Raw genomic sequence first — 26,520 nt, forward strand, 5'->3', positions numbered from 1 at the left:
ACGGGCAGGTCTCAAAATCGAAAGAACCTGCCCCGGACACGCGCTCGGGCCGGAAATGTCATCGGAGGGCCACGGGGCCCGTGGTCGCGGCGCGGGGAGGGGGATACCCGCCCGGGTCTCGCGTGGGCAAGGATTTCGTCTCGAGAAGGGCGAGCGCATGGATGGAGTGTTTCGGCGCGGATTGTCCCGTCGATTCCCGACGCCCGCGCCGGTCAGGGGCGAACCGCCGGGATCCTTCCGTCGTGGTTGGGGGTTGGGGCGAGGCGGTGGGAAAAGCGAGGCGGGGCCTGCCGTTGCGACAGGCCCCGCCGCGGAAGAAACTCCGGTTGGTTCGACCGGTGAAGATCAGTAATCCATGTCGCTCATGTCACCGTGTCCCCGGCCGGAGCTCTTCTTCTCCTTCTCGGGGATTTCGGTGATGAGGCACTCGGTGGTCAGGAGCAGGCCGGCGATGGAGGCCGCGTTTTGCAGGGCGGTGCGGGTGACCTTCTTGGGATCGACCACACCGGCCTTGACGAGGTCCTCGTATTCGCCGGTGACCACGTTGTAACCCTCATTGCCCTTGCGGCGCTTGACCTCCTCGACGATGACCGAGCCCTCGACACCGGCGTTGTTGGCCAGCTCGCGCAACGGGCTTTCGATGGCACGCTTGACGATGTCGATGCCGATTTTCTCGTCCTCGTTGGCGGGCTTGACCGCTTCGATGGCCGGCAGGCAGCGCAGCAGGGCCACTCCACCGCCCGCCACGATGCCCTCTTCGACCGCGGCGCGGGTGGCATGCAGGGCGTCCTCCACGCGGGCCTTCTTCTCCTTCATTTCGGTTTCGGTGGCGGCCCCGACATGGATGACGGCCACGCCCCCGGCCAGTTTGGCCAGGCGCTCCTGCAGTTTCTCCCGGTCATAGTCCGAGGTGGTCTCCTCGATTTGCCGGCGGATCTGGTTGACGCGGCCCTGGATTTCGGAGGGTTTGCCATCGCCTTCGACGATGGTGGTGTTTTCCTTGTCCACGATCACCGTCTTGGCCCGGCCCAGGTCGCTGAGCTCGACATTTTCCAGTTTGATGCCGAGGTCTTCGCTGATGAACTTGCCGCCGGTGAGGATGGCGATGTCCTCGCACATGGCCTTGCGGCGATCGCCGAAGCCCGGGGCCTTGACGGCGCAGCACTGGAGGGTGCCCCGCAGCTTGTTGACCACCAGCGTGGCCAGCGCCTCGCCCTCGACCTCCTCGGCAATGATCAGCAGCGGCTTGCCCGCCTTGGCCACCTTCTCCAGCAGCGGCAGGATGTCCTTCAGGCTGGTGATCTTCTTCTCATAGATGAGGATGTAGGGTTCCTCGAGCTTGCACTCCATCGTCTCGGCATTGGTGACGAAATAGGGCGACAGGTAGCCCTTGTCGAACTGCATGCCTTCGACGACTCCCAGAGTGGTCTCGATGGTCTTGGCCTCCTCGACGGTGATGGTGCCGTCCTTGCCGACCTTGTCCATGGCATCGGCGATGATTGCGCCGATGGCGGTGTCCCAGTTGGCCGAGACGGTGGCCACCTGCTTGATTTCCTCCTTGTCCTTGACCTTCTTGGCCAGTTTTTCGAGGTGGGCCACGGCGGCGTCCACGGCCTTCTGGATGCCGCGCTGGATGCCGATGGGGTTGGCGCCGGAGGTGACGAACTTGAGGCCCTCGCGGTAGATGGCCTCGGCCAGGACGGTGGCGGTGGTGGTGCCATCGCCGGCGGCGTCACTGGTCTTGCTGGCCACCTCGCGCACCATCTGGGCGCCCATGTTCTCGTAGGGATCCTCCAGCTCGATTTCCTTGGCCACGGTCACCCCGTCCTTGGTGACGATGGGCGAACCGAATTTCTTGTCGATGACCACGTTGCGGCCCTTGGGACCGAGCGTGGCCGTGACGGCCTTGGAGAGTTTGGTCACGCCGCGCAGGATGGCCATGCGCGCGGCTTCATCGAAGAGCAATTGTTTGGCTGCCATAGGTTACAGGTTTGGATGTGCGATGTCTCAGACTGCCAACGGTTGCGCGGATCACTCCAGAATCGCCAACAGGTCGTCGGAGCTCATCAGCTTGTACTCCTTGTCGTCCACCTTGATTTCGGTGCCGCCGTACTTGCTGACGAGCACGCGGTCGCCGACCTTGACCTCGAAAGGAATCCGTTTGCCGTTTTCATCGAGCTTGCCCGTGCCCAGGGCGCGGACAATGCCCTCCTGGGGTTTCTCCTTGGCGGTATCGGGGATGATGATGCCGCCTTTCTTGACTTCCTTCTCTTCGACCGGCTCGATCAGCACCCGGTCGCCGAGCGGTTTGATGTTCAGTGCCATAGTCTGACGTTGACCACGTTCTACGGTTCTTGGGTTTGGTGAAGCAGCAGCCCCGCCGCAAACCCCACGGCGGGCTTCTTGCCGGCCCCGCCAAACCGGGCGGAACCGGTTGTGCAAACCCCGGCCCCGCGGCCGGGGGTTGGAAATCTCCTACCTCTTGTTGTCATCGACGACCTCGGCATCGATGATGGGCCCCTCTTCCGAGCGGCCCTTCTTGGGCTCGGATTCGGAGGTGCGGCCCGACTCGGTGCCGCTGCTCTTGCCGGCGCGCGCCCGTTCGGCGGCCGACCGATACAGCGCCTCGCTGACGGACTGCCAGACTTCCATGAGCTTTTCGGTGGCCGACCGGATGGGCCCGGCGTCGTCGTTCTTGAGGGCCTCCTTGACCGCCTGCACGGCCCGCTCGATGCGCTCCCGGTCGCTGGCGCTGATCTTGTCGCCGTTTTCGCGGAGGAACTTTTCGGAGCGATAAACGGCGTTGTCGGCTTCGTTGCGCGCCTCGGCGGCCTCGCGGCGCCGGCGGTCCTCCTCGGCATGCAGCTCGGCCTCCCTTCGCATGCGCTCCACCTCTTCTTTGGAGAGGCCGCTGCTGGCGGTGATGGTGATTTTCTGTTCCTTGCCGGTGCCCAGATCCTTGGCGCTGACGTGGAGGATGCCGTTGGCGTCGATGTCAAAAGTGACCTCGATTTGCGGCACCCCGCGGGGTGCGGGCGGGATGTCGGTGAGGGTGAAGCGGCCGATGGTCTTGTTGTCGCGGGCCATGGGCCGCTCGCCCTGCAAGACGTGGATTTCGACGCTGGTCTGGTTGTCGCTGGCCGTGGAGAAGATTTCGGATTTGCGGGTGGGGATGGTGGTGTTGCGCTCGATGAGCTTGGTGAACACACCGCCCAGCGTCTCGATCCCCAGCGACAGCGGCGTCACGTCCAGCAGGAGCACATCCTTGACCTCGCCCTTCAGCACGCCGCCCTGAATGGCCGCGCCCACGGCCACCACTTCGTCCGGGTTGACGCCCTGGTGGGGTTGCTTGTTGAAGAGCCGTTTGGCCGTCTCGACCACCCTGGGCATGCGGGTCATGCCGCCGACCAGCACCACTTCGTCCACGTCCTCGGGCCGCAGGCCCGCGTCCTTGAGGCAGGCCTGCACCGGCCCCACGGTCCGCTCGAACAGGTCGTCGCAAAGCTGCTCCAGCTTGGCCCGGGTCAGTTTCATGCTGATATGTTTCGGGCCGCTGGCATCCGCGGTGATAAAGGGCAGGTTGATTTCGTAGACCTGCGCGGAGCTGAGGGCGATCTTGGCCTTCTCGGCCTCTTCCTTGATGCGCTGGAGGGCGTCGGGTTGCTTGCGCAAATCGATCCCGTGCTCCTTGCGGAACTCCTCCAGGATCCAGTCGATGATGCGGTTGTCCCAGTCATCGCCTCCGAGGTGCGTGTCGCCGTTGGTGGCCTTGACCTCGAAGACGCCGTCGCCGATTTCGAGCACGGAGATGTCGAAGGTACCCCCGCCCAGGTCGTACACGGCGATGATTTCATCTTTCTTTTTGTCCAAGCCGTAGGCCAGGGAGGCGGCGGTCGGCTCGTTGATGATGCGCAGAACCTCCAAGCCCGCGATGCGTCCGGCATCCTTGGTGGCCTGACGCTGCGAGTCGTTGAAGTAGGCCGGCACCGTGATCACGGCCTGGGTGATCTTCTCGCCCAACCGCATCTCGGCGTCGGCCTTCAGCTTCTGCAGGATCATGGCGGAGATCTCGGGGGGACTGAACTGCTTGCGCTGCCCGCCGACTTCGACCTCGACCCAGGCGTCGCCATTGGGGCCCTCGATGACCTTGTAGGGCATGCGCTTGGCTTCTTCCTGGACCTCGCTGAATTTGCGGCCCATGAAGCGCTTGATGGAGTAGATGGTGTTGCGCGGGTTGGTGATCGCCTGGCGCTTGGCAGCGTCCCCCACCAGCCGCTCCCCGCTCTTGGTGAAAGCCACTACCGAGGGGGTCACCCGTCGGCCTTCCGAGTTCTCCAAAACGACGGGCTCGCCCCCTTCCATCACTGCCATGCACGAGTTGGTCGTGCCCAGATCGATTCCGAGTACTTTCGGCATAATCCAAAATCCTTTCGTTGCGTGGCCGCCCCGGAGGGCTCGAAGCCACTGGGTTCTAAGCTAGCCGAATGCCAGCCACGGCTTCGATTTCCAAGTTGCTGTACATTAAGACCTTATGTAGGAACCGGACCGTTGCTATCGCGCAAAAAACTGTGCCAGTCGAGTCAACCTGACACAAAGTGGACCCGAGGGCGGGTTGCTGTGTCACAAGGCGGTTCGTCCAATGGCATCGGGTCGGGGGGAACACTGACGAGCCACCAAAGGGGTCGCGGAAGCCTGTTCCGGCCATGGGGTCCGACGGGGATTGGTTGAACGTGTTGAGCGTAGGATCTGTAGATGGACGTTACCGGGGCGAAAGGCCTCCGACTTTGACGATTTTCGGAGGGCTTCGAAAAGCCTGAGCCTCAGAGCCGAGGGGGTCTGGTTCTTCGCCCGGCTGGGTGGACAGGTGATCGAAATGGGAAGTTTTTCAGCCCGCCGGGGAAGGTGGCTGGCCTCATTGAGGAGCCATCGGAGAGGCTCTGGCCTTCTACCGGCGCGCCCAAGCGGATGCTCGGGCCGATTCCCCGCATCCGGCCAAGGTGGCGTGCAGGCTGATGGTTTCGGGGCTTAACGCGTGCGGGTAAAGGGCGACCTCGTCCAAGTACCCGGCCAGACACCGGATGTCTTCGGGGGGCACGGGCTGGTAGCGCAATCGTCCCAACAAGATCCGGCACGACTCCCCGGTCCTCGGCAGGTCGACCTCAGCTGCCGTGGCCAGCGCACCGTCAATGTACAGCTCCAACCGGTGTCCACGGCGCTGAGCCACGATGTGATGCCAACGGTAGGGGAAAAAGACCCGGGTGGAGAAGAGGTTGACGCCGCCGTAGGTGGCGGGCGGGCTGCGGTGGACGAACCGCAGCGTGCCGGGCTTGTGCACGAGGTGTTCCGGTTCGCGGGCGGTCAACTCCACCATCGCCAGATGGCGGTCGTCGCCGGTGAGCAGACTGACCAGGGCGCTGTTCTTGTATTGTTCGGAGGAAAACAGGAATTCGATGGCGTAGTCCGAAGAGGGCACTTCCCAGGGTTCTGCGCTTTCCAGGTATGGGGCGGCCTGGCGGGGATCGAAGAAGGCCGCGGTGTTGTCGGAGCCGACTTCGCGTAAGCGAACGTTGCCCTGGAGACGCAGGGCGGGACTTCCGGACACCTCGCTGGGTACGGTGCCGGCGGTGACCTCTTCGAATCGCCAGTAGGCCCAGGGGCGCTGGGTCATCACGGCCCGGGGGTAATCGGGGCTCAGACGAAGGGGCCGGGTGTCGACTCGCGGGGGTTGCACGAATCCGACCGTGGGGAGGGCGGTCTGTTCAATGACCCCGCGCTCGGGCACGATCCGGGCCGTGGCATGTTCCGGGAGCACCTCGCTGCGGAGTGTGGTGCCGTTGGGGGCCAGGACGGACGCCTCGGCGGCGCCGCGGAACACCAGGAGCTCCGCGGGCCGGTCGGGGTAAACATTGAACCCGAACTCCGTGCCCATGTCCCGGATGGCGGCTCCCGGGGAGGCGATGGTGAAATCTTTGATTTCCGATTGGGGTGGCACGTGTACGGCCAGGCGGCCCTGCTCGCAAAAGACGTAGGAGAGGGATCGCAATTGAAGGGCTGCCGGTCCCTCGACGTGCAGCCGCACGCCGTTGAAGAGGGCCAGCGAGACGAGTCCGGAGCGCAGTCGCAGCCATCCCGGCTCCAGCAGGTCGTCCCGGCGCGGCCGCAGCTCGGTGGCGGGGTCCCAGACGGCCCGTTCGATCTGCACGACCACGCCCAAGGTGTCGCGCAGATGGAGCGGGACGGGCGGGGCGGGGGCTCGCCGGGTCAGGGTCCACAGTCCCAAGGCCATCAGCAGCCCTGCCGCGCCGGCTGCTACGGCTGGAGCAAGCCACCGTTTCCAGGGTTGGATCGATCTGTGCAGCGCGGCCATCACGGAGCCTTCCAAACTCTCGACCGGCTCGGGAGGCGTTGTGGCCGTCTCGGGTCGAAGTTCCTCTTCCAGCCGCAGCCAGCGCGGGGAGGGCGCCTGCACCACCTTCAGCATCCCGAGCATGTGCAGCTCACGGGCGCAAGCCTGACGAAAGGCGGCGTCGGAGCGCAATCGGGCCAGCAGCGCCTCGTAGCGGGCCTCGTCCAGCGGGCTTCCACTCCAGACGGTCAGGACATCTCGCAGGTCGTCATCCATGAGCCAGTTCTTTCCTCACACACTCGCGGAGCAGTTGATTGGCCCGGTAATGCAGGTTGTAAATGGCCCCCACCGAGGTGGAGAGCGCCTGGGCAAGCAGGGCCGGCTTGGTCCCGTCCAGGCCGGCGCGGACGACCCGGCGCAGTTTCTCGGGCAGCCGGCTGATACAGCGGAGCAGAGCCTCGATCGCGGCCGCGTGATGTCGCGCCGCCTCTTGTTCGAGTTCTTCTTCCATCAACCGGGCCACTTCCTGTCGGAATCGCTCCATCGCCTTCTGGCGGCGCGCCGTGGCGCGGAAGTACATTTGCAGCTTCAACCGCGCGATGCCGCGCAACCAGCGACCGAAATCCTGCCCGCGTTGGAACGTGTCGAGGCTGCGGTAGGCGGCAATGAACACCTCCTGCGCCAGGTCGTCCACCACGTCCAGGTCGTAAACCTGGCTGCACAGGTAGCTGCGCAGGGGCAGTTCGTACTCGCGGATGATCCAGCGGAATGCGTCCACATTGCCGCTGGCGACCTGGTCCAGAACCTGTTCCAAGGTTGACTTGCCGTCCATAGGACACGTTCCCCTGAGAGAATTTGCCAGGCGGGGTGGTTTTCTCACTTCACACGGGGTGGGCGAGGCCCTTGGGCCGGCCGGGGCCCCCCGATTTCGCCGCCGTTCGCGCGTTTCGACACGGGTCTTCCAGCGCCGGGTGTTCCGCACACTCCGGGCTGTGAGATTCTCACAAGTCCGGCAAATACAGAAGTGCAAAAGCCCGAATGCGGACCACGTGAATCCTGTACGAACAGTGCGGGGAGTGCGGGGCGTGCGCCCCCGGGGTGTCCAGCCAGAGCCGCTGGCTCCCCCGTGGCCCCGGGTGGTCCGCGGCGACCTCGGTTTCCCAACCAACAACACGAAACCCGCTACCAGCCTGACAACCCACCGGAGCAAAACCATGAAAGCAAAATTCTCGTCTCTGGGATGGTCCCTGAATCTCGGACTGGCCCTGGCGGTCTTGCCGACCCTGGTTCCGGCACAGACCACGCGTTACTGGACCGGGGCGGGGGATGGCGTTCGCCTTGACCTGGACACGAACTGGGACCCTGTGGGCGTTCCGCAGCCGACCGACATCATGGTGTGGGACGGTCGCACCTCCAGCAATCTCTTCCTGACCTTTACCACCGGGGGCGTCCAAGGGGCTTTTGGCCAGCTGGGCCGGGATGTCTATTTGACGTCGCAGCAAACCCATGCGGTGACGTTTTACGGAGCGGTGGGACTTCAGTTTGCGATTCGCGTCAACAACATCACCATCGAACCCGGGGCCGGGGCTTTTACCTTGGGTCTTCCCGAAACCAACATTCTCGATTTGCTCTGGGGCGGCCAAAGCGGTCAAACCCACACCTTGCTCAATGACTCCACCAACCCGGCCACCATCCAACCGAACGTCCGGATCCGGTATGGGGGCGGAGGCGCGCATACGTTGATCTTCACCGGCAGCGGCGACTGGGTGGTGAATCATCATCTCCGGGCCGATAACAACTCGCCCACTATCATTACCAAACAGGGCACCGGGCGGCTGCTCTGGACCCGCGTGAACGTGGCCACCTTCGACAGCCCAATCCAGGGCCCCCTGACCGTCGAGGACGGGACGGTAGTGCTCAAAAGCGCAAACTTGCTGGACGGCATGACCGGCAACGCGAGCATCGCTCTCAACGGCGGTCTTCTCGAGTACGACGCCCCCACCGGCACGGCCAACTTCCCTTATCCGATCAACGGCGCCGGCCAACTGAAGGTCAGCAGCGGCATCCTGATGCTTTCGGGCGCCAGCACGTTCAGTGGGAACCTTCAGCTCGCCGGGGGCACCCTGGTGGCCAACGGACCGGAGACGACCGGGGTTTCGGGGCCGTTGGGCCAGGGCGGCATGATCCTTTTCCAGGGCGGCACCCTGCGGTGGAGCGCGGCCAACACATTTGACTACTCCAGCCGATTCAGCAACGACCCGGGGCAGCAGTACCGCTTGGACACGGGCGGGCAGGAGGTGACCCTCGCCACCTCCCTGACCAGCCCGGGTGGATCCCTGACCAAACTCGGCGCCGGCACCCTCACCCTGGCGGGCTCGGCCGGCTACACGGGCCCGACCCTTGTGGGAGCCGGCCGGCTGGTATTTGCCGGGGGCAAAAGCGGCAACGGGGACATCACCGTGGCAGACGGAGCCGCTCTGACAGTGCGGGCCGGTACCACTCCGATCACCCCGAACACGCTCACACTCGGCAACGCCAACGGTTGCACCCTGGAATTCGACAACATTACCAGCACAACCGCCGCGCCCTTGTCGGCCAACACGCTCGTGGCCAACGGCACCATCGTGGTCAACGTGTTGGGCGGGACCTTCGCCATCAACCAGAGTTATCCGCTGCTTACCTGGAACAACGGGCCGGCGCCCAATGTGACCCTGGGTCTGGTCCAGGGTGCGGTGGGTACACTCACGATCCAGGGCAACACGCTTTACCTGAACGTTTCGGACCTCGCCTATGTTTGGACCGGCGCCAACAACAACTCGTGGGATCTTACCACGCCCAACAACTGGACGTACGGCGGCGCGCCGGCCGTGTTCGCCAATGGCGGCTGGGCACTGTTCAGCGATGCGGCCACGGGTCCGACCGCGGTGGTGGTGAATGCGCCGGTGGCCCCCTTCCAGACCCTGGTCAACAACACCGCCAAGCCCTACACCATCACTTCCAGCGGTGCCAATAACATCGGGGGCAGCGGCGGCCTGACCAAGAGCGGGTCTGGCACGCTCACCCTCGCCGGCGGAGCCAACACCTACACTGGTCCGACGGTCATTTCAGGAGGCATCCTGAGCGTCGGCTCTCTGGCCAATGGCGGCGCCTCCAGCGATATTGGCGCCGCCGGCGCGGATGCAGCCAATCTTGTTCTCAATGGAGGCACCCTTTCGTACACCGGGGCGGGCGCCACGGTGGATCGTCTGTTCACGCTGGGCACCAGCGGCGGCGTTTTGGACGCCTCGGGCTCGGGCGCTCTGCACTTCGCCAATCCCGGTGTCATCGGCCTGAGCGGGTCCGGGCAGCGCGTGCTCACGCTTGCCGGGAGCAGTGAGGCCGACAACACGCTGGCTTCGGTGCTGCAGGACGGCGGCGGCCCCACGGCCGTGGCCAAGGTGGGCACGGGCAAGTGGGTGTTGGCGGGCGACAACACGTATTCCGGAGGCACGACGGTCCAGGGCACCCTCCAGATCGGCAACGGCGGTGGCGCGGGCAGTCTTGGCAGCGGCCCGGTGATCAACAATGGCAGCCTGGTCGTGCGCCGCACGGGCACGCTGGTGGTGCCCGGTGTCATCAGCGGTACGGGTTCGCTGCTTCATGAAGGTCCGGGGACCCTGGTGCTCGAGGCGGACAACACCTACAGCGGCGGGACCACCAACCACGGCACGCTGCAAATCGGCAACGGCGGCGCCACGGGCAAACTGGCCTCCACCTCGCCGGTCGAGAATCATGGGACACTGATCTTCGACAGCACCGGCCAGTGGTCGCTCACCGGGAACGGCATTCTCACCGGGCCGGGCCACTTGATCGTGCGGCGCGGCTGGCTCATGGCGATCGGGGCCAACAGTTACACCGGCTGGACCCTCATTGAGCCGGGGGCCATCTTCCAGCCTTCCCGGGGCAACGCCGGGCAGCTGGTGAGCTCGGTGGTGACCAACCATGGCATGCTGCGCCTCGTTCGTCAGGACGGCATTTGGCCGGAGATCCCCGTGTTCGTGTACACCAACAACATCGTGGGCACCGGTGTGGTGTTCAAAGACGTCAACAACTTCAACGACGGGGCGGTGCAGTTCCTGGGGACGAACACCTACACGGGGGGCACGCTCATCGGCGGCGGCGGCATCGTGCTGGGCGACGGTCTGACGCCCGGCGCCGGTTCGATCGTCGGCGATGTCATCTTCACCAACAGCTGGGAATACAACGACACGCGTCGGTACCTGGTCTTCAATCGGCCGGACGACCTGATCTTCAGCGGCAACATTGTCAGCGTGGTGTCTCCTGACATTGCCGCGGCCAACCGCGGCGCCGTGATCCACACGGGCCCCGGTCGGCTCACGTTGACGGGGAACAACAATTATCCGGGCGGGACCACGATCGACGTGGGCATTCTGCGCGTGGGCAACGGCGGCACCACGGGCTCCCTCGGAACCGGCAACGTCGTGAACAACGGCCTGCTCGAATTCAACCGCGCCGGGGAACTGATCGTGCCGGGTGTGATCTCCGGCAGCGGGTCCATCCTCCAAATGGGGCCCGGCATTGTGTTCTTGACCGCCACCAACACCTACAACGGGATCAACACCGTCAGCAACGGCACCCTGGTGGTGAACGGGGAGAACTGGGCCGGCGCCACGTACGTGTACGGTGGCGCACTCGGCGGAGTGGGTCCGATTCTCGGCGGCGTGCAGACCGAGGCCGGTACGACCCTGCTCCCCGGCCCGGCCCCGGGCGTGATCGGCACACTGGCCCTGGGACAGGATCTCCTGCTGGGCGGCGACCTCGAGATCGAGATCCACAAGGGGCAGTCGCCCGTGCATGACGCGATCGAGGTGGGCGGCAATGCGGTGAACACGGGCAACGGCACCGTCCGGGTGGTGAACCTCGGGCCCACGCTGTCGGTGGGCGACCGGTTTGTGCTCTTCAACAAGCCGGTGCAGAACGGGCAAAACCTCACGGTGACCGGCGGTGGCGCCACCTGGATCAACAACTTGGCAGTGGACGGGAGTATCACAGTGCAGGCGGTCACGGCGCCGCCCAGGCTGGAGTACAACCGTGTGGGCAACGCGATCCAGTTCTCTTGGACCGGGAATTACAAGCTCCAGGTTCAGACCAACAGCCTGGCGGTGGGCCTGAGCACCAACTGGGTGGACTATCCCGGAGGCGCCACCAGCCCGGTGACCGTGCCGGTGGACACGCTGCCCGGAAGCGTGTTCTTCCGGCTGATCAGCCGACCGTGATCGCAGCTGCATCGAGTTTGGATCGGATGGGTTCGCACCGCGTACAGGCATAGGGGACAAGGTCCACACGCGCCCGTGGGTGGGTTCGGATCGGGGCCCGCCCACGGGCGTTCGTTTTGGTTTCCCCCGCACCGGCAAAGGCCAGCGGAACCCTGAGCGTGGGATGCGGAGGTGCACGTGGGGATGCCCTGCGTGCCGGACAGGTTCCCCGGCACCGGACCGGGTGGCGGTCCCACTCGAGGTGCGGTTGTCGAGGACCGGGGCGGACCTTCCGAGAGATTCCAACTTTTCGGTTCGACCCGGCTCGCCAGGTCGGCGAGGCCCGCGCGCCGCGCTCGGCGGAGGCGGCTGCCATCGGTTCGGGACTGCGCGGCAGCCGGAGGCGTGTTAATCCGCGTTGCCAACCGAAGCGAATTCGGAACCCTGGGTGCGCAGACGCAACACTGCAGGCGAGCCGACACCGATCCCCAGCAGGAGGGCCGCGTGTGCCACTGGCGGGTGGGCCAATTCTACGCCCGCGTGTGGCGGCTTCGCTACGGGGCGACCGGGGCGGATTGGCCGACTCGGCGGTGGAGGCGATTGTGCCGGGGTGGATCCGGCCGGTGCCTCCGTCAGGCGCCTTACAAAGGCTGGCGGCCGGCGTATCCGGCGTCCAGGTCGTGCCAGTAGGCGATCTGGGGCTCGCCTTCTTCCCAGCAAAGGAAGACCTCGCGACCCTCACGCAAACTGGGAAAATCCACCAGCCCCCGGTCCAGGTCGCGCACGATGATACATTGATCGTCGAGGTTGCGAAGGATGTCCTCCCATTCGAGCTGGCGGCGGATGTGACGGTGCAGTGCGGGACCGCCCAGGTCAAAGCCCAGCGGGAACTGCCGGGTGACCTGGCTGTTAAACCGGTTGATGGCCTTGCGGAGTTCTCGCAGTCGGGCCAGGGTTTGCTGGACCCTGGGCAGCAGGGCCTGGGCCTGGGCGACGGTGTAGTGACGATCGAACCGAAAGCTCATGACTTACGGGGCCTGCGAAGGGCGGGCTTGCGGGGCGGGGGGCGTGTGGAGTTTCTGGCGAACCGTCTGGTTGTGGGGCTCGATCTCGAGGGCGCGTTGCCAGGCCCGACGGGCTTCGTCGAGTCGTCCGAGCGCGGCGAGGATGTCGCCCAAATGTTCGTACAGGGTGGCGTCCGGTTCCTCCATGTGCTCCAGCGCCCGTTCCATCCAGGGGAGGGCCTGATCGGGTCGGCCCAGTTGGAACAGGACCCAGGCCATGCTGTCCAGGTAGGCGCTGTTGCGGGGCTCGGCTTGGACGGCTTTTTCGATGAGTTCACGTGCGCGCTCGAGGTTTTGGCCGCGTTCGGCCCACATGTAACCGAGGTAATTCTGGGCGGGATGGAAGTTGGGATCCAGACGCAGGCAGGTTTCAAAGTGTCGGACCGCCGCATCGAAATCCCCGGTTCGTTCGGCGGTGACGCCGAGCTGGAAGTAGAGCGGCGCGGTCAGGCGGTTGGTGTCGGTGGCCTTGGCGATGACTTCGGCGGCCGTGAAGTGTTGTCGGGCGGTGGCATAGTCGCGGCGCTGATTGCAGGCCAGGCCGGAGAGGTATTCCAGCAGGAAGGTCTGGCCGATGGTTTGTCGGGCCTGCTCGAGGATGGCCAGGGCCTCGTCGGGTCGACCGACGGCCAGGAGCGCCTGGGCCAGGTTGTAATAGGCCGGCTCGAACTTGGGATTGATCGCCAGGGCGCGTCGATAGGCATCCACGGCATCGGCCGGCCGATTGTCATCCATAGCGAGGTTGCCGAGCACGTAGTGGGCCTGAACGTTGGTGGGGTCGAGCTCCAGGAGGGCGCGGAGCGGTTCGGCGGCCTGTTGCGGGCGCGAGGATTGCAGGTGGAGATCGGCCAGCCGGGCCAGCGCCAGTCGGCGCAGCGGTGCCCGGGGTGGCATTTCCCGGAGGGCACGCTCGTACCAGGTGACGGCGGTCTCGGGCTGGCCGGCGCGCAGGAATAACTCGGCCAGGCCGAACTGGTGTTCGGGCGTTTGTGGGTTCAGGGCGGCAATGCGGGTGGCGAGGCTGCGGAGTTGGTCGCCAGCCCGGGATCGCTCCGCGGCGGAGAGCGTGGACAGGCGCGCGTACCAGTCCCCCAGGACCAGCAGCGATTCGGCGTCCGCTTCCGGCGCGTTCATCAGGGCTTTGACGAACTCGAGCAGGTCGGCATCGCCCTGCTGGGCGGAGGCCTGTTGCAACAGGGCGCCCAGCACCGGAAGCATGGCCGCCGGTGCCGCGCCCCGTTCTCGAGCGGTCTTGAGAGCCTCGAAAGCCCGGGCGTGCTGGTTGAGTTGGAGGTTCGCCTCGGCGCGCAGCAGGTGCAGTTCGGACGACTGGGAGGTGGCGGCAAAAGGTTGGAGGACTTCCAGCGTCAGCGCCGGTTGAGCATAGCGGAGAAACCGGCGGGCCACCTCGCGGGCGAGTTCCTCGTCTGCGGGAGCCGCTGCCAACGCGCGTTGGAAGGCCTGGACCGCGCCCGGCAGATCCCCGCGCGTCTCACACAGAACCCCTTCGGCGAAATGCGCGTCGGCTTCAACCTGTCCGCGCAGCTCCGCGTTTCCCCGGTCCCGGCTCCAGAGGACGGCCCGGTGCCACCGACCGGGTGCGGCACAGCCGGTGTCCCAGACCACGACCCCCGCCAGCAGGAGGGCGCTCACCCACCCAAGTTGGCAGGCAGACCTCATGAACCGAGCATACCGCCGCCAGCCCCGGAGGGCAAAATGCAGGCGGTCGCGCGTCCGAAGCCGGAACGAGAGGCAGGCCGGGCAACGCGTCAAGTCTGCCAGGTCCGCTTTTTGTGGCGGTGCATGCGCAGTTTCTTGCGTCGCTTGTGCTTGTTGATCTTGGCCTTGCGGCGCTTTTTCAGTGAACCCATAGGATGACTGGCCCTCAGTATACGACTTTGTTCAGCGGGTATTCAATAATGCCCTCGGCGCCCGCGGCCTTCAATTGGGGAATGAGTTCGCGGACGATGTGCTCGTCGATGATGGTTTCAACGGCGACCCATCCGGGTTGGCTGAGCTGCGAGACCGTGGGGTTGCGGAGCGCGGGCAGCACCTTGAGCAGCTCCGGCAGCCTGGATTCCGGCACGTTCATCTTGAGGCCCACCATCACCTCGGCGTCCAGAGCACCCTTGAGCAGCATGGCCAGGGTTTCGATTTTTTTGCGCTTCCACGGGTCGCGCCAGGCGGTGTGGTTGGCAATGAGCCGGGGCGTGGAGACCAGGATTTCGTCCACAATGCGCAGTTTGTTGGCGCGCAGGGAGGACCCGGTCTCGGTCACTTCCACGATGGCATCCACCAGTTCGTGCGCCTTGACCTCGGTGGCCCCCCAGGAGAACTCGACATGGGCCTTGACGCCGTGCTTGCGGAGGTACCGCTTGGTGATGTTGACCACTTCGGTGGCGATCCGCTTGCCCTGGAGGTCTTTCACCGAACGAATCGGCGAGTCCTCCGGGACGCACAGAACCCAGCGGGCCGGCTTGCGCGTGGCCTTGCTGAAGAGGAACTCCCCCACTTCATGGACCTTGGAACCGTTCTCGACGATCCAGTCGTAGCCGGTGATGCCGCAATCCAGGTACCCGTGCTCGACGTAGCGGCTGATCTCCTGGGCGCGGATGAGGCGCACTTCCAGCTCTTCGTCGTCCACGTACGGGATGTAGGACCGGCTGCTGAGCTGGATGTTGTATCCGGCCTTGGCCAGTTTCTCGATGGTGGCATCCTGCAGGCTGCCTTTGGGCAACCCGAACCGCAATACTCGCTTCGATTCCTGCTTTTTCTCCGCCATGTTGATCCGACCGCACCGCCGGGGCCGGGCGACGTCGGGGCCGCCGGGCTCGGCGCGGCCCCCCTATTTGCCAGCTTGACCGAAGCAAAGCCACTCTTTTTTGCGGGCCGCGGACCGTTTCGCCGCCTGCATTGTAACCCGCGGCTCGCGCACCGTGAGTCTGATCGAATCTGGGTTTCGCTGCCCGGGTCGAGCCCGGCCGATCCACTCTGGGGCTGGGCCGTGAATCGGCAACCCGCCAGCCTCCCCGGGTCGACGCACGGGCAGCTGCGGGCCGGGACCCTTGCTGTGACAGACGTTCCGGGCTTTTGATCGTGGACCTGCTGCGGCACCTCTCAACGCCCATGGGCCGATGGGCCTCGATTCCACGGTCTCCGGACTCGTGCGTCCCGGGTGGCAACGGACCGATGGCCGCCGGCCACTGGCGCAGCAGAGGGGAACTGACCATGCCGGAGCGCGGGATGGCGTGCCGTCCGCGTTTCACAGGCCCCGGGCGGGGGCAGGTTCCGTGCGCGGGGTGGCCGGGGGCGCGGATTGCCCAGTGTGGAGTCATTGCGGAAAACGGTGCGACGAGAACCCGCCACAGGAGATTTCACCGCGCGGCATGGGGCTCTGGCGGGGTGTGCCCCCGGCCTGGAGGGTTGTGGTCCGAGTCGGAGGGGGTTTTCCTCTGGCCATGTCTCGAACGACCAGGCCCTCCACAGCGCATCACCGGAATGAAACCACGCGAGGGCCAAGTTTCGATCCGGTCGGCGAACTGAGCTTGTCACGAGCATGAGATCGGGGAGGCGCCGGTTGGTCTGCGCGTGGGAAGCGCCACGCTGGGACCCGAAGTTATGATCTTCGAACCTCGCGCTTGGATTGGAAACGGCCCCGCACGAAGGGATGCGCGGACGGCTATCGGGCAAAGCAAGGAAAGCTGGATGCGATTACGACGGCATCCGCCGCCGCGATCGGCTCAGTGCGAGAATCTCCTCTGACACCTCTGGACCCTGTCTTGAGCTCGTTCGGCTCAGAACATAGGCTGCCCCGAAAAACATGAAACCAGGCCGGCACGACCTCCTTTCCATCACGACGCGGGCTGGATCGATCCTGCTGGGTCTCTGGGCTGGGGTTTGCTTTGCTCCTTCGGCCGAAGATGCGCTTTGGGACTATCGCTTCGGCCGGCCGGGCCTGGATGAGGGTGCCGGGGCAGTGGCCTGGTTTCGAGGTAATCTGTATGTCGGTGGAGTTTTTTCCACGGCCGGCCATTGGTGGACGCCAGGTGTGGCGCGATGGGACGGCACAAACTGGTGGCCCGTGGGCGAGGGATTGAATCGCAGAGAAATCGCGCTGCCCGCAGTGTCGGCGCTGACCGTCCACGGGGACCGGCTCTATGTCGGAGGTGCGTTTGATCGCTCTGGCGAAACGCCCCTGCCGGGCCTGGCCTTCTGGGACGGTGAGCGGTGGCACCCCATGCCCGGCCTCCAGGCCGCCGAGGTCCGCTCGCTGCAAAGTCGGGAGGATGGACTCTGGGTCGCCGGGCGCCTCCAAATCATCGGAGATACGAACTGGTATGGTGTGGCCCGTTGGGACGGTGAGCGGTGGGAGACTTTCGACAGTCGTATTGACACAAACGGCGTGGTGGGCCTCCTGGCAGTGTACGAAGGACAATTGTTCGTATCCGGAGGGTTCAGCCGGATCGGCGGCCAAAGCATTTCGTATCAGGCCCGCTGGGACGGCGAGGGCTGGAAACCATGGCCGGTGGTGACAAATCGATCCTTTTGGGCCATGGCAGTCCATCGAGGGCAGTTGTTTGTGAGTGGCAGCTTCACGGGCATTGCAGGGGTGGCAGCGACGAATCTGGCATGTTGGGATGGCACCCAATGGAAGCCGGTGGGCGGCGATTTTGATCAACCTCCAAGTGCGCTGATTTCCACTCCGCAGGGCTTGTTCGCGGCCGGTGGATTCACACGCATCGGGTCGCTGAACGCAGACGGTGTGGCGCGGTGGGACGGGACGCAGTGGTGGCCGCTCGGTCAGGCGATCTGGGCACGTTCTGAAGGGCCGGTGAATCTTTGCTTCGACGAGAATGGGCGGTTGTTTGTCGTGGGGGTCTTCCGCTCCGTCGGAGGCCGACCGGCCGGACACGTTGCCCAGTGGACGGGAACGCAGTGGGAACCTCTGGTGGTGGGGCCGAGCCTCATCCCGCTGGACGGCTTCCTTCAAATTCGATGCCTCGCCGCCCAAGAGGATGTCGTGGTGGCCGGCGGGGTTTACTCGGACTTCACAGGGCGGGCCGGGCGCGCCGTGTGGCAATTGCAGACCAACACGTGGACCCAACTGGGCGGGGACTTCACCGGGGCGACCGGCGTAAACATTGCCTCGTTGGTGCCCTGGCGCGGCTCCTGGGTCGTGGGAGGATCCTTCACGAATGCCGCGGGGAGCATTGCCATGAATCTGGCCCGATGGACCGGTTCCAAATGGGAGGCGTTGGGAGGGGGCACAGACGGGGACGTTGATGCGCTGGCCACGGACGGAACCAACCTGTTCGTGGGCGGCCGCTTCACCAGAGCGGGTTCCGTAGCTGCCGCCGGCGTTGCCCAATGGGATGGAACTCAGTGGAGTGCACTGGGCAGCGGAGTCAATGGAACGGTCCTTGCGTTGACCTGGGCAGAAGACCGTTTATACGCGGGCGGCACCTTTACCAATGCCGGCGGCCAGCCTGTCAACCGGGTGGCAGTATGGTCCGCGGGCCTTTGGCAGCCGCTGGGAGAGGGCGTCGATGGCGACATTGCACCCGCAGTAGAGGCTATTGCCGTGGACGGGACCCACGTGTACGTGGGAGGCCGGTTCTCGCGGGCGGGTAACATTTCGGTCCACAACCTGGCCCGATGGGACGGGAACCAATGGCATCCCGTGGGAGAGCCGCCCCATGACGGCGTGTTGGCCTCAGCGACTGCCGTGCTCGCGTTGACCGTTCGCGACGGTGTGCTTTACGTGGGAGGCCTTTTCACCAACGCCGGAGGCCGGGACATTGCCGGGTTGGCGCGGTTCGATGGAACGAACTGGACGGCCGTGGGCTCGGGCTTGCGCGGCTGGGATTCGGCGCCTTCGCCCCGGGTGTATGCGCTCCTGTGGCACGAGCATGCCCTGTGGGTGGGCGGCTTGTTTCCCGGCGCCGGGAATCGCGCCGCGGATGGCCTGGCCCGATGGATCGCCCAGCCGCGAATCCTGTGGGAGGTTCCTCAATCCACTCCAACCGGGGAAGTGCAGTTGCAGGTGCGTGGGGTGGAAGGATTACGATTCTCGGTGGAAACGTCTGCGGATCTGGTGCACTGGAGCGAGCTGGTCCAGGGGCAGGGAGAGGGACCGACGTGGGAAGCGCGGGTGCCCGGTACAGGCCCGGCGCAGTTCTTTCGGGCGGTGCTGCGCCCGTGAACGAGCGGTTGAAAGATTTGCTTTGCAAGGCCGGCGATCACCCGTCTGCCCTGCTTGGGTCCGGGAATGCACGATACCCTCGCAGAGAGCCGGACCGGGAGGTGCGTTCCCCGCCAGGATCGGAGCGAGGCCGTAGGGGACCATGCCGACGGGACTGCGCTGGGTCCCGGATTGTCTCGCGATGGCCGCAGAAGGTCTGCCTTGGCGCGAAGGCAGCCAGATTTCGCCCGGCTCAACGCAAACCGGTCGGGGCGAGTCTCCGGCCAGGTCGATCCGTCACCTGCAAATACAGTTGTCGCGCCGGCACCCAGTGACGATAGAAGAACGCTTGCATCCACTCGTCTGCGGGTACAACAGGCCGCACCCAGGTTTGTTCGTTTGCCCGGGCGCGACCTTCCAATTCGAGCCGGTGCACCCCGGGCACGGCGGAGGCGGGAACCTGAAGGTGGATCCAGGTCTGTGTTGCGCCCTCTGGGGTCTGCGCGTTGTGCAACGCCAGTCCGGGCGGCCCGCCTCGCAGGACCAACTGGATGGCATGATCGAAACCCTCGCGGCGAATTACGTGCACGGCTGCGGTGACGGTGCCGCCGGGTCGAGCGCCGAGGGCCGACGGCAAGAGACGCAATTCGAAATCGGGTCGGGGCGGGCTCAGTCGGAGTCGATACGCGTGAGCCGGGCTGCCTTTTCCCTGTGCATCGGTCAGCCGCAGGAAGTACTCGCCGTCAGCAGGGAGGGTGATGACGAGATATGGGTCAGCCTGGTGGGTGATCAGGCCAAAGGCCGGATCCGGGGCGTCGTCGGCGGTGGCCAGCACGCGCCCCTGGTTGTCGAGCCATTCGAGCCGTCCATCCAGGGGCGAATGCAATCGGCGCGCCATGACCTCGGCCACGCGTACCTCCCCGGCGCGGCCGCGAAATCGGAAAAGGTCGGCCTCGCCCGGGGCAAGGATTCGACCGTTGACGATGACCGGAGGAGAAAGAAGGGGCGCCTCCGCTGGAGTGTCGTTGGGTTCGGGCTCCGGGATCTCGGGCAGGCTGTCCACGGCGAACCAGGTCGAACCCCAATGATTCGAGCCATCGGAAAAGTGGATCTGGCGCACGCCCGGGGCCGCGGTGGTGTTGTCCACGTTCCAACGAGTGCTGGGCAGATTCCAACCCGTGAGTTCGACCTCCGTGGTTTCCCCCTGACGTCCGCCCAGGGGGAACACGTCGGTTACCCGGGGTAATTCCCCGAGGGTGAGCCGATAGACAAAATCTTCCCGGCCGCGGAACAGAGCATCGCGCACCTCCAGCACGTACTCCCCGTCCTCGGGGATCTCGCAGCTCAAAAGGGGGTCGGGATGAAATCGGAAGTCATCGTTGGCGGCAATCTCTCTGCCCCGGGAGTCGTACAGGGTGAGCACGGCTTGGAACCAACCGGGAACAGTGTCAGCCAGGTACGGGATCAGAGCTCGCGCCTGGAGGGCGGCGATCATTCGTTGTCCCCGACGCGCGGGAAACTGATAACGGTGCCGTGTGCCGGGCAGGATTTGTCCGTTCAACACCACGGGGGGCGCGACGTGGATGGTGTCCGGGGCCGCGGTCGCCTCCGTGTTCAGATCCCGCCAGCGCGCCAGGAACCGTTCCAGTTCCGGATTCGGCGGCCGGGCCGGGGGCCGACTTCGTTCCGGCCACGGACCGATGCAAAACGTGAGGGGATTGGAGATGGCCCGGGGGCCTGCCAGGCGCAGCTCCACTTCGCCCGTGGGTGCCGAACGCTCGATGGAGACGCGCAACGTGACCGTTTCCGCTAGAGCGGGCGTCGCATTTCGGTTGGGGGCATTCCGTCGGATCTCGTCGAGAATCTGCCTGAAACGTCGGGCATCGGTTTCGGTCCATGTGTTGGTGGCTTGCGGGGCACCGCCGCGGGGCCGTCCGGCGCGCAGCCATGCCTGGCGTTTGGCCTGGAGCTGTTGCAATTCCTCCCGCAGTGCGTTGAACTGGCGGATGGACATCGGGTGTCGATACTCGAGCACCTCGGCGGTTACGTGCGGACTGCTGAAAATGGCGCGGTTCATCTCCTGCAGTCCACGGCCGCCGATCGTGACCTCCAGGGTCGTGCCCGCCTGTCCTCCGGCGGGGTACACGTAGCCCAGCCGCGGCGCGGGCTGCGCACCGGCGGTGCCGAGGCCCCAGCCCACAAGCAATGCCGTGGCGGCCAGGGCGGGCAACAAACGGGGCGGCCTTCGAACGATGCGTTTCCCGGTCTGGAACCGACCCACCCGCATTTGGATCCTCCGGGCAGGGTTGGCCATCACATGCCGGCTTACATGATCTCGCGGAGCAACCGCAGGGGGCCGGTGCCCTCCTCCGGGCCCGGCAACACGTGCGTCGCCCGCCCTTCCGGATGCGGCAGTCGTGCTTGCGGATCGATTCCGAGCAGGGCGTAGATGCTGGCCAGCAGCTCTGCCGGGTGCACGGGCCGCTCTACGACTTCCTCGCCGGTCCGATTGGTGGCGCCGACCACCTGACCTCCCTTGAAGCCGCCCCCGGCCACCAGCGCTGCGAAGGCGCGGCCAAAATGATTGCGCCCGCCATTCCAGGGCGGGTCCCACTGGATCCTGGGCGTGCGGCCGAACTCGCCGGAAACCCACACAATGGTTTGCGACAACAACCCGCGATCGGCCAAATCCTGCAGGAGCGCGGAAAGTCCCCGGTCCAGCTCCGGCAACTTCCGATTCATGACCTGGAAATGTTGTTTGTGGGTATCCCACCCTTTGTAGTTGATGGTGATGTAAGGAACGCCCTGCTCGACCAACCGGCGTGCCATCAAACAACTTTGACCAAAGGTATTGCGTCCGTAGCGGTCGCGGACTTCATCCGGCTCGCGGCTCAGATCGAACAGTTTGCCCGCCTCTCCCAGGATCAGTTCGTAGGCCTGCTCTTCGGACGCGTAAAAGGTTTCCAGCGTGGCGTCGCCGGGCAGGGATCGACCCAGCGTATTCAGTTGGTGAAGCAACTCCCGTCGGCGCCGCTGGCGTTCGTCAGAAACTCCGGGGGCCACGATGCCCTCCACTTCGAAGCGCGGCCGGGCGGGATCGCCGCCCGTGGCGAACGGCTTGTATTTGCTCCCCAGGAAACCGGCCTCGGAAAACCGGCCCTGGGGCTCGGTCAGGACAATGTAAGGCGGGAGAAGGCCCGTCTGCGCGCCACCTTTGAAGTAGGCCACGACGGCTCCCGCGGCCGGGTACACATCGCGACTGCCCGGGTTGCGGCCGGTTTGCACGATGTACGACGCGGTTTCGTGGGCGTTGCTTTCGTGCGTGAGGCTCCGAATGAGAGCGTATTTGTCGGCATGGCGCGCCAGGTTCGGCAGCAACTGGCCGATGCGGATGCCGGAGACGTTGGTTTCGAGCGCAGCGTCCAGCGGACCACAGTAGTCGCGCCCGGCTTCCGGTTTGGGATCGAACAGGTCGATGTGGCAGGGACCGCCCCAGAGCCAGATCTGAATCACCGAGCGCGCCCTGGCCACCGCGGCAGGCGCGGCGGCCCGGAGTCCCCAGCCGTTGAGCAGCAAAAGACCGCCGGCCCCGAACAGGCAGCGGCGCAGCATTTCCCGGCGGGAGAGGGGCAGGCCGAGCGCATCGAGCAATCGTGACGCTTCTTGTCGCAACGAGTGTTCCCGAAGCAGGTCCTTGAGGTTCATGAATGCCTCCTCCTCTTTCTCAGTGACGGTGTACAAATTCGGCTGTGTTGATCAGGGCCCACACAAGATCGACCACCGCTTCGCGCCTCGAGCCGGCCGTCTGCAGGTACCGGGCGACCATCTGCTGTTCTGTCCCGGTGGGAAAGCGCGAAAGCACCGTCAGATACAGCGTTTCCGCCACTTGGGGCGGGTGGAGGTGGGGACGCGAGACCCCTTCCACCAGCGGGCTCTGCTCGATCTTGCGCAGCACCTGCGACGCGTTCAGCAGGTGGAGTCGTTGGGCGGCTGTGGAGCGAAGGTTGCGCTCGGATTCCAACCCGGTATCGCGGGCCGACCGGCCGAAGAGTTCCAGAAACGGGCTGGTGATGCTGCCGTCGGGCAGCGTGATGGCCCGGGTGCCGGCGGGCATCACGGTAAAGGGCTCGGGGATGGGGCTCGTGTAGGAGTCAGCAGCTCCGGTGACCTGATTCAGGGCATCCAGCAACACTTCGGCCTCCAGTCGGCGGACCGGGTAACAGGCAAAGTGCGCCGCGGCGCGGGTCAGGGGTGCGACGGGAACACAGGATTGCCGGTAAGTGGCCGAGTTCAGGATCAGGCGGAACACGTGTTTGAGATCGTATCCGGCCCGCACCAACTGGTGTTGCAGGTACTGCAACACGGCCGGGTGCACCGGCGGATTGTCGGGTCGGAAATCGTCGGGCTCGTGCACCAGGCCCCGGCCCAGCAGCCAGGCCCAGATTCGGTTGACGATGGCCGCGGTGAACCAGGGGTTGTCGGCACGAACCAGCCAGTCGGCGAATGCCACGCGCGGATCCTGCTCCGGGGTCAGCCACAGTGCGGTGCCGTCGGGCAGCACCGCGCGGCGGTCCGGGCCGACCCAGCGGTCGGCCCGAGGGGAAGCCGGATTGTGGAAGACGATTTCCTCCTTCCACTCGCCGGTGGGCTTGAAATCCACGTACGCAAAGCAGGCGGCCAGGCCCGCGACCCGATTCGAGGGCCATCGGTCCGTGCGGACTCCCATGAAGGTCAGTGCCACCGCACGCGCGATGCTGTCCGGGGTTCGACCCGGCACCGCGCGGTAGAAGTTCACCGGCGGATCCCGGAAGTTGCTGCCGCTGGCCGTGAGCAGTTCGCGGACGAATCGATCGTAGGGCTTGTTTTCCCGGAGCGAGGTTCGGATCCATCGATGGTAAGCCTGCGCGGCGTTGGGCCAGAGATTGATGGGAAACTCCGCCTTCACCCGCAGCAGGTCGCCCCATTTCAAGGCCCAATAGTCGGTAAACTCTTCGCGGGCCAGGAGTCGTTCGATCAGCGCCGCATGTTTGTCGGGCTGCCGGTCCTCCAGAAACGCGCGGACTTCCTCGGCCGTGGGAAGGGTGCCGATGACATCGAGATACACACGGCGCAGAAACACCGCATCGGAACAAGGGGGTGCCGGTCGCAGTCCGAGTTCCTGCAGCCGACCAAACACGAGGCGATCGAGCTCGCCCCGCGGTTGGGCCGGTTCGGAGGCGGTATAGGGGTCTGCGGCGCGGGCCGCCAGCACGAAAAACCACACCGCCGCTGTCCCAATCCGCAAGAGCCGCGGTTTCATCCTGCCCTCGCACGGTGAGGGCCGACAAAAGCCACACCCTCGATTTCCACTCGGAGTGCGGGGCGGCAAATGTCGGCGATCAGGTACAGCTTCGGGCATTTGGCCAGACGCCGTTCGCAAACGGCGCGACAGGCCGGCACATCTTGCGGCCGCTTCACATACACCCGGGCGGAAACCAGGTCTTCCAGGCCCGCCTCCACCCCGGGCCAGCCGTGTCGGGCGAAGTTCTCCCCGCTCAGCAGCGCCGCGATGTTATCCAGAGTCTGTTCGGTTTGGGCGGTGGGGTCATCCGGATGTTCCACCTCGGCACCGACAATGCTGGCGGTTCCAGAGATCCAGATCCACAAGCCCTCCGGCAGGCGCAAGGCCACCGCCCGTGAGAACATCGGCGGTGGCGCCGCCAGATGAGGTGGGTAGCAATAGGCGGGCATTTGCAAGGGATTCTCCAGCCCCAGCAGGGCTCCCTTGCCGGACAAGCCCGTCAATGCGACGCTGGCCAGCGCCAGGGTTCCACCCGGTTCGGCTCCAATGCCCGTACTGGCCGGGTACAGGAACTCCGAAAGCGGCGGCGGAGCGGCCGGCCCGTCGGCGGCGCCGTCCACCACGGGGGGCCGAAGGATCTGGCGGAAGGCTTCCTCTCGGGCACGATTCAATTCCGCATAACGCCGCCCCGAACCATTCGGGCCCAAAATGTCCGGGACCTGCCACCACATGCGCACCACACTCCGCCAGTTTGCCCCCGCCTCGCGCAGCTGCCATCCGCAGCGGTCGAACAACTCCTGCGCCTGGGCCATGAGAGGAGCCCCGGGCAGGCGGGCGTACAGGCCTGCCACATGGATCCACCGCAACCCTTCCTGTCGCACCTCCACGCGCCAGGGACTCTCCCGCTGCACCCGGACCTGCGGTCCGCCCACCGCCCACGCTTCCACCGCGACCCGCGCCCCGTCGGCGGGCGGTTGGAGCACCACGTGAGTCAAGGCCTGCGGATGACGGGGGAACGCCCCGAACACCGCCTCGCAAAACTCCCGATCCGCCGCTTCCCTCACAAACACGGTTTGCGTCACCAGCTGCAACGGGGGATGCCAGCGCGCCAACTCGCCGGCCAGTCGATGAACGGTGTCGAAAACCTCAGCGCTGGATTCGCCGCGCACGGCCGGAGTGATCGAAAACGCCGTGTAAAGAGTCGAACCGATCGCGAAGGCGGACCAGGCAAGGTTCGAATCACGCCGCGCCTCCACAGTCGCAGGCGTACCCAATCTGGTCTGGCTCCACTGCCCCGGTTTCATGCAAAGCCCGGCGCGCCCCTTCGACGGCCCGTCCTCACCATATTCGGACGCCCGCACCAGAGCAATGGTTTCAACGTCTTCGTTGCCGGGGCATTTCAATTTCTGGGCCCCCCGGACTCAAGGATCCCGGGAAAACGGCCTTGTCCCTCGGCTTTCCGGTGGCGAGGAGACCCTGAAATTCCGCCGGGCTTTCAGGGGTGTTCAAAACCCGAAATGCGCCGGACCGCGCACCCGCGGCGCCCGAGACCCTGTCTCCGCCAACGGTGCAAGCGAGGTATTCCAACGCAGCCCCATGGAGATCCCTTGCGCCAATCCCATCGGGACCGGGAAAGCTGGGTGCTCCCGCGCGCTTTGCGTTTGCCTCAACAGGTCGTAGACGCGCCGTTGCAGAGTGGCGCCTCGGGCAGCCGGGCCGCCTCGGTGCCGGGTGAACGCTTGCGCCTCCGGCGCGCCTTGTGGCTGCCCCATCGGGCCGGTAATTCACCACTCGGGGCAGCGCCTCGGGCAAGCGGGTTCCCGCACTTCACCCCGCCGAGAAGGGAGGGAATTCGGTGTGGCCACGCCCGGCCACCCCTGGGGGAGTCCCCAGCTTGGGCCCTCGACGCGCGGATGGGTCCGTGCGATCCGCTCACAGCGGAGGGAGCATTCGTCTTTGAGCCCCGGATTCGAGGATCCCAAGGAAATGCCGTGGTTCCCCGGCTTTCCCGGAGATGAGGACGCCCGAAAACTCCGCCGAGCTCTCGGGAGCGTCCAAAACCTGAAAGACGCCCTTTCGTCTCAACCGGCGGACATGATCGACACGGAGGTGGTTCTGTCCGGACGGCGGGGCTCCTCGCCCAGTTAGCGTGAGACCCTTCTTGTAAGGCCGTGCCCCTTTACCGTCGGGCCGGACGCACAGGGTGAGGCGTGTTTCGAAATGCCGACATGTGTTATCCGTCGAGCTTACGCCCCTGGGATGCGGGGCTTCCCGTCTCGAGCCATCGGCAGATCCGCGCCGGCGCGCCATCGATGCACCCCGCGGGCGCTCACCGGGCTGTGCGGACCCTGCCCCGGGTTGCCGTCGCGCTCTGGAACCGCGCGTTTACCTGT

General features: G+C 65.5%; 15 protein-coding genes. 2 read left to right on the plus strand and 13 right to left on the minus strand.

Going from position 1 to position 26,520, the window contains the following annotated elements:
* Positions 1 to 345: 345 nt before the first annotated feature.
* From groL to ACPDIT_RS07360, 5 genes are all read right to left on the minus strand, one after another.
* Positions 346 to 1,980 (minus strand): chaperonin GroEL, encoded by a 1,635-nt coding sequence (gene groL, locus ACPDIT_RS07340; protein WP_423442519.1) that lies wholly within the window; start codon positions 1,978 to 1,980, stop codon positions 346 to 348.
* Between the two features lie 51 nt (positions 1,981 to 2,031).
* Positions 2,032 to 2,325 carry a co-chaperone GroES gene (locus ACPDIT_RS07345; protein WP_165109198.1) on the minus strand — a complete coding sequence of 98 codons (294 nt, stop codon included), beginning with the start codon at positions 2,323 to 2,325 and terminating at the stop codon, positions 2,032 to 2,034.
* A 150-nt stretch (positions 2,326 to 2,475) separates the two neighbouring features.
* Positions 2,476 to 4,416 (minus strand): molecular chaperone DnaK, encoded by a 1,941-nt coding sequence (gene dnaK, locus ACPDIT_RS07350; RefSeq protein WP_423442520.1) that lies wholly within the window; start codon positions 4,414 to 4,416, stop codon positions 2,476 to 2,478.
* Between the two features lie 529 nt (positions 4,417 to 4,945).
* Complete coding sequence (locus ACPDIT_RS07355) at positions 4,946 to 6,622, minus strand: LamG-like jellyroll fold domain-containing protein (protein ID WP_423442521.1); 1,677 nt, start codon at positions 6,620 to 6,622, stop codon at positions 4,946 to 4,948.
* A complete protein-coding gene (locus tag ACPDIT_RS07360) occupies positions 6,615 to 7,178 on the minus strand; it encodes a sigma-70 family RNA polymerase sigma factor (protein WP_423442522.1) in 564 nt (187 codons plus the stop codon). The genes ACPDIT_RS07355 and ACPDIT_RS07360 overlap by 8 nt, the downstream gene beginning before the upstream one ends.
* A gap of 382 nt (positions 7,179 to 7,560) precedes the next feature.
* Here ACPDIT_RS07360 and ACPDIT_RS07365 point away from each other — a divergent pair, with 382 nt between their 5' ends.
* A complete protein-coding gene (locus ACPDIT_RS07365) occupies positions 7,561 to 11,622 on the plus strand; it encodes an autotransporter-associated beta strand repeat-containing protein (RefSeq protein WP_423442523.1) in 4,062 nt (1,353 codons plus the stop codon).
* A 620-nt stretch (positions 11,623 to 12,242) separates the two neighbouring features.
* On the opposite strand, the gene ACPDIT_RS07370 is transcribed toward ACPDIT_RS07365, so the two are convergent.
* The 4 genes from ACPDIT_RS07370 to hisG all read right to left on the minus strand — a co-directional run bounded on the left by ACPDIT_RS07370 (position 12,243) and on the right by hisG (position 15,447).
* Positions 12,243 to 12,626: a DUF2203 domain-containing protein gene (locus ACPDIT_RS07370; protein ID WP_423442524.1), complete on the minus strand. Its 384-nt coding sequence runs from the start codon at positions 12,624 to 12,626 to the stop codon at positions 12,243 to 12,245.
* 3 nt (positions 12,627 to 12,629) lie between these two features.
* Entirely contained in the window at positions 12,630 to 14,318 is a 1,689-nt protein-coding gene (locus ACPDIT_RS07375; protein ID WP_423442525.1) for a tetratricopeptide repeat protein, read from the minus strand.
* A 116-nt stretch (positions 14,319 to 14,434) separates the two neighbouring features.
* Positions 14,435 to 14,536 (minus strand): AURKAIP1/COX24 domain-containing protein, encoded by a 102-nt coding sequence (locus ACPDIT_RS07380; protein ID WP_423432110.1) that lies wholly within the window; start codon positions 14,534 to 14,536, stop codon positions 14,435 to 14,437.
* Between the two features lie 14 nt (positions 14,537 to 14,550).
* Entirely contained in the window at positions 14,551 to 15,447 is an 897-nt protein-coding gene (hisG, locus tag ACPDIT_RS07385) for an ATP phosphoribosyltransferase (protein ID WP_423442526.1), read from the minus strand.
* A gap of 1,038 nt (positions 15,448 to 16,485) precedes the next feature.
* Here hisG and ACPDIT_RS07390 point away from each other — a divergent pair.
* Positions 16,486 to 18,867 carry a hypothetical protein gene (locus ACPDIT_RS07390; protein ID WP_423442527.1) on the plus strand — a complete coding sequence of 794 codons (2,382 nt, stop codon included), beginning with the start codon at positions 16,486 to 16,488 and terminating at the stop codon, positions 18,865 to 18,867.
* A gap of 232 nt (positions 18,868 to 19,099) precedes the next feature.
* Here the strand turns inward: ACPDIT_RS07390 and ACPDIT_RS07395 are convergent, their stop codons facing one another.
* Genes ACPDIT_RS07395 through ACPDIT_RS07410 form a run of 4 tightly spaced genes read right to left on the minus strand, consistent with a single transcriptional unit; the run spans position 19,100 to position 25,383 of the window.
* On the minus strand, positions 19,100 to 21,163 hold the full coding sequence (locus tag ACPDIT_RS07395) for a hypothetical protein (RefSeq protein ID WP_423442528.1): 2,064 nt from the start codon (positions 21,161 to 21,163) through the stop codon (positions 19,100 to 19,102).
* A gap of 8 nt (positions 21,164 to 21,171) precedes the next feature.
* Positions 21,172 to 22,551, minus strand: coding sequence for a DUF1501 domain-containing protein (locus tag ACPDIT_RS07400; protein WP_423442529.1), 1,380 nt, complete (start codon positions 22,549 to 22,551; stop codon positions 21,172 to 21,174).
* 19 nt (positions 22,552 to 22,570) lie between these two features.
* Positions 22,571 to 24,145, minus strand: a complete 1,575-nt coding sequence (locus ACPDIT_RS07405; RefSeq protein WP_423442530.1) for a DUF1553 domain-containing protein — start codon at positions 24,143 to 24,145, stop codon at positions 22,571 to 22,573.
* A complete protein-coding gene (locus tag ACPDIT_RS07410; protein ID WP_423442531.1) occupies positions 24,142 to 25,383 on the minus strand; it encodes a hypothetical protein in 1,242 nt (413 codons plus the stop codon). The genes ACPDIT_RS07405 and ACPDIT_RS07410 overlap by 4 nt, the downstream gene beginning before the upstream one ends.
* Positions 25,384 to 26,520 lie beyond the last annotated feature (1,137 nt).

It is taken from the genome of Limisphaera sp. VF-2, assembly GCF_049537125.1.
In the GTDB taxonomy this organism is placed as follows: domain Bacteria; phylum Verrucomicrobiota; class Verrucomicrobiia; order Limisphaerales; family Limisphaeraceae; genus Limisphaera.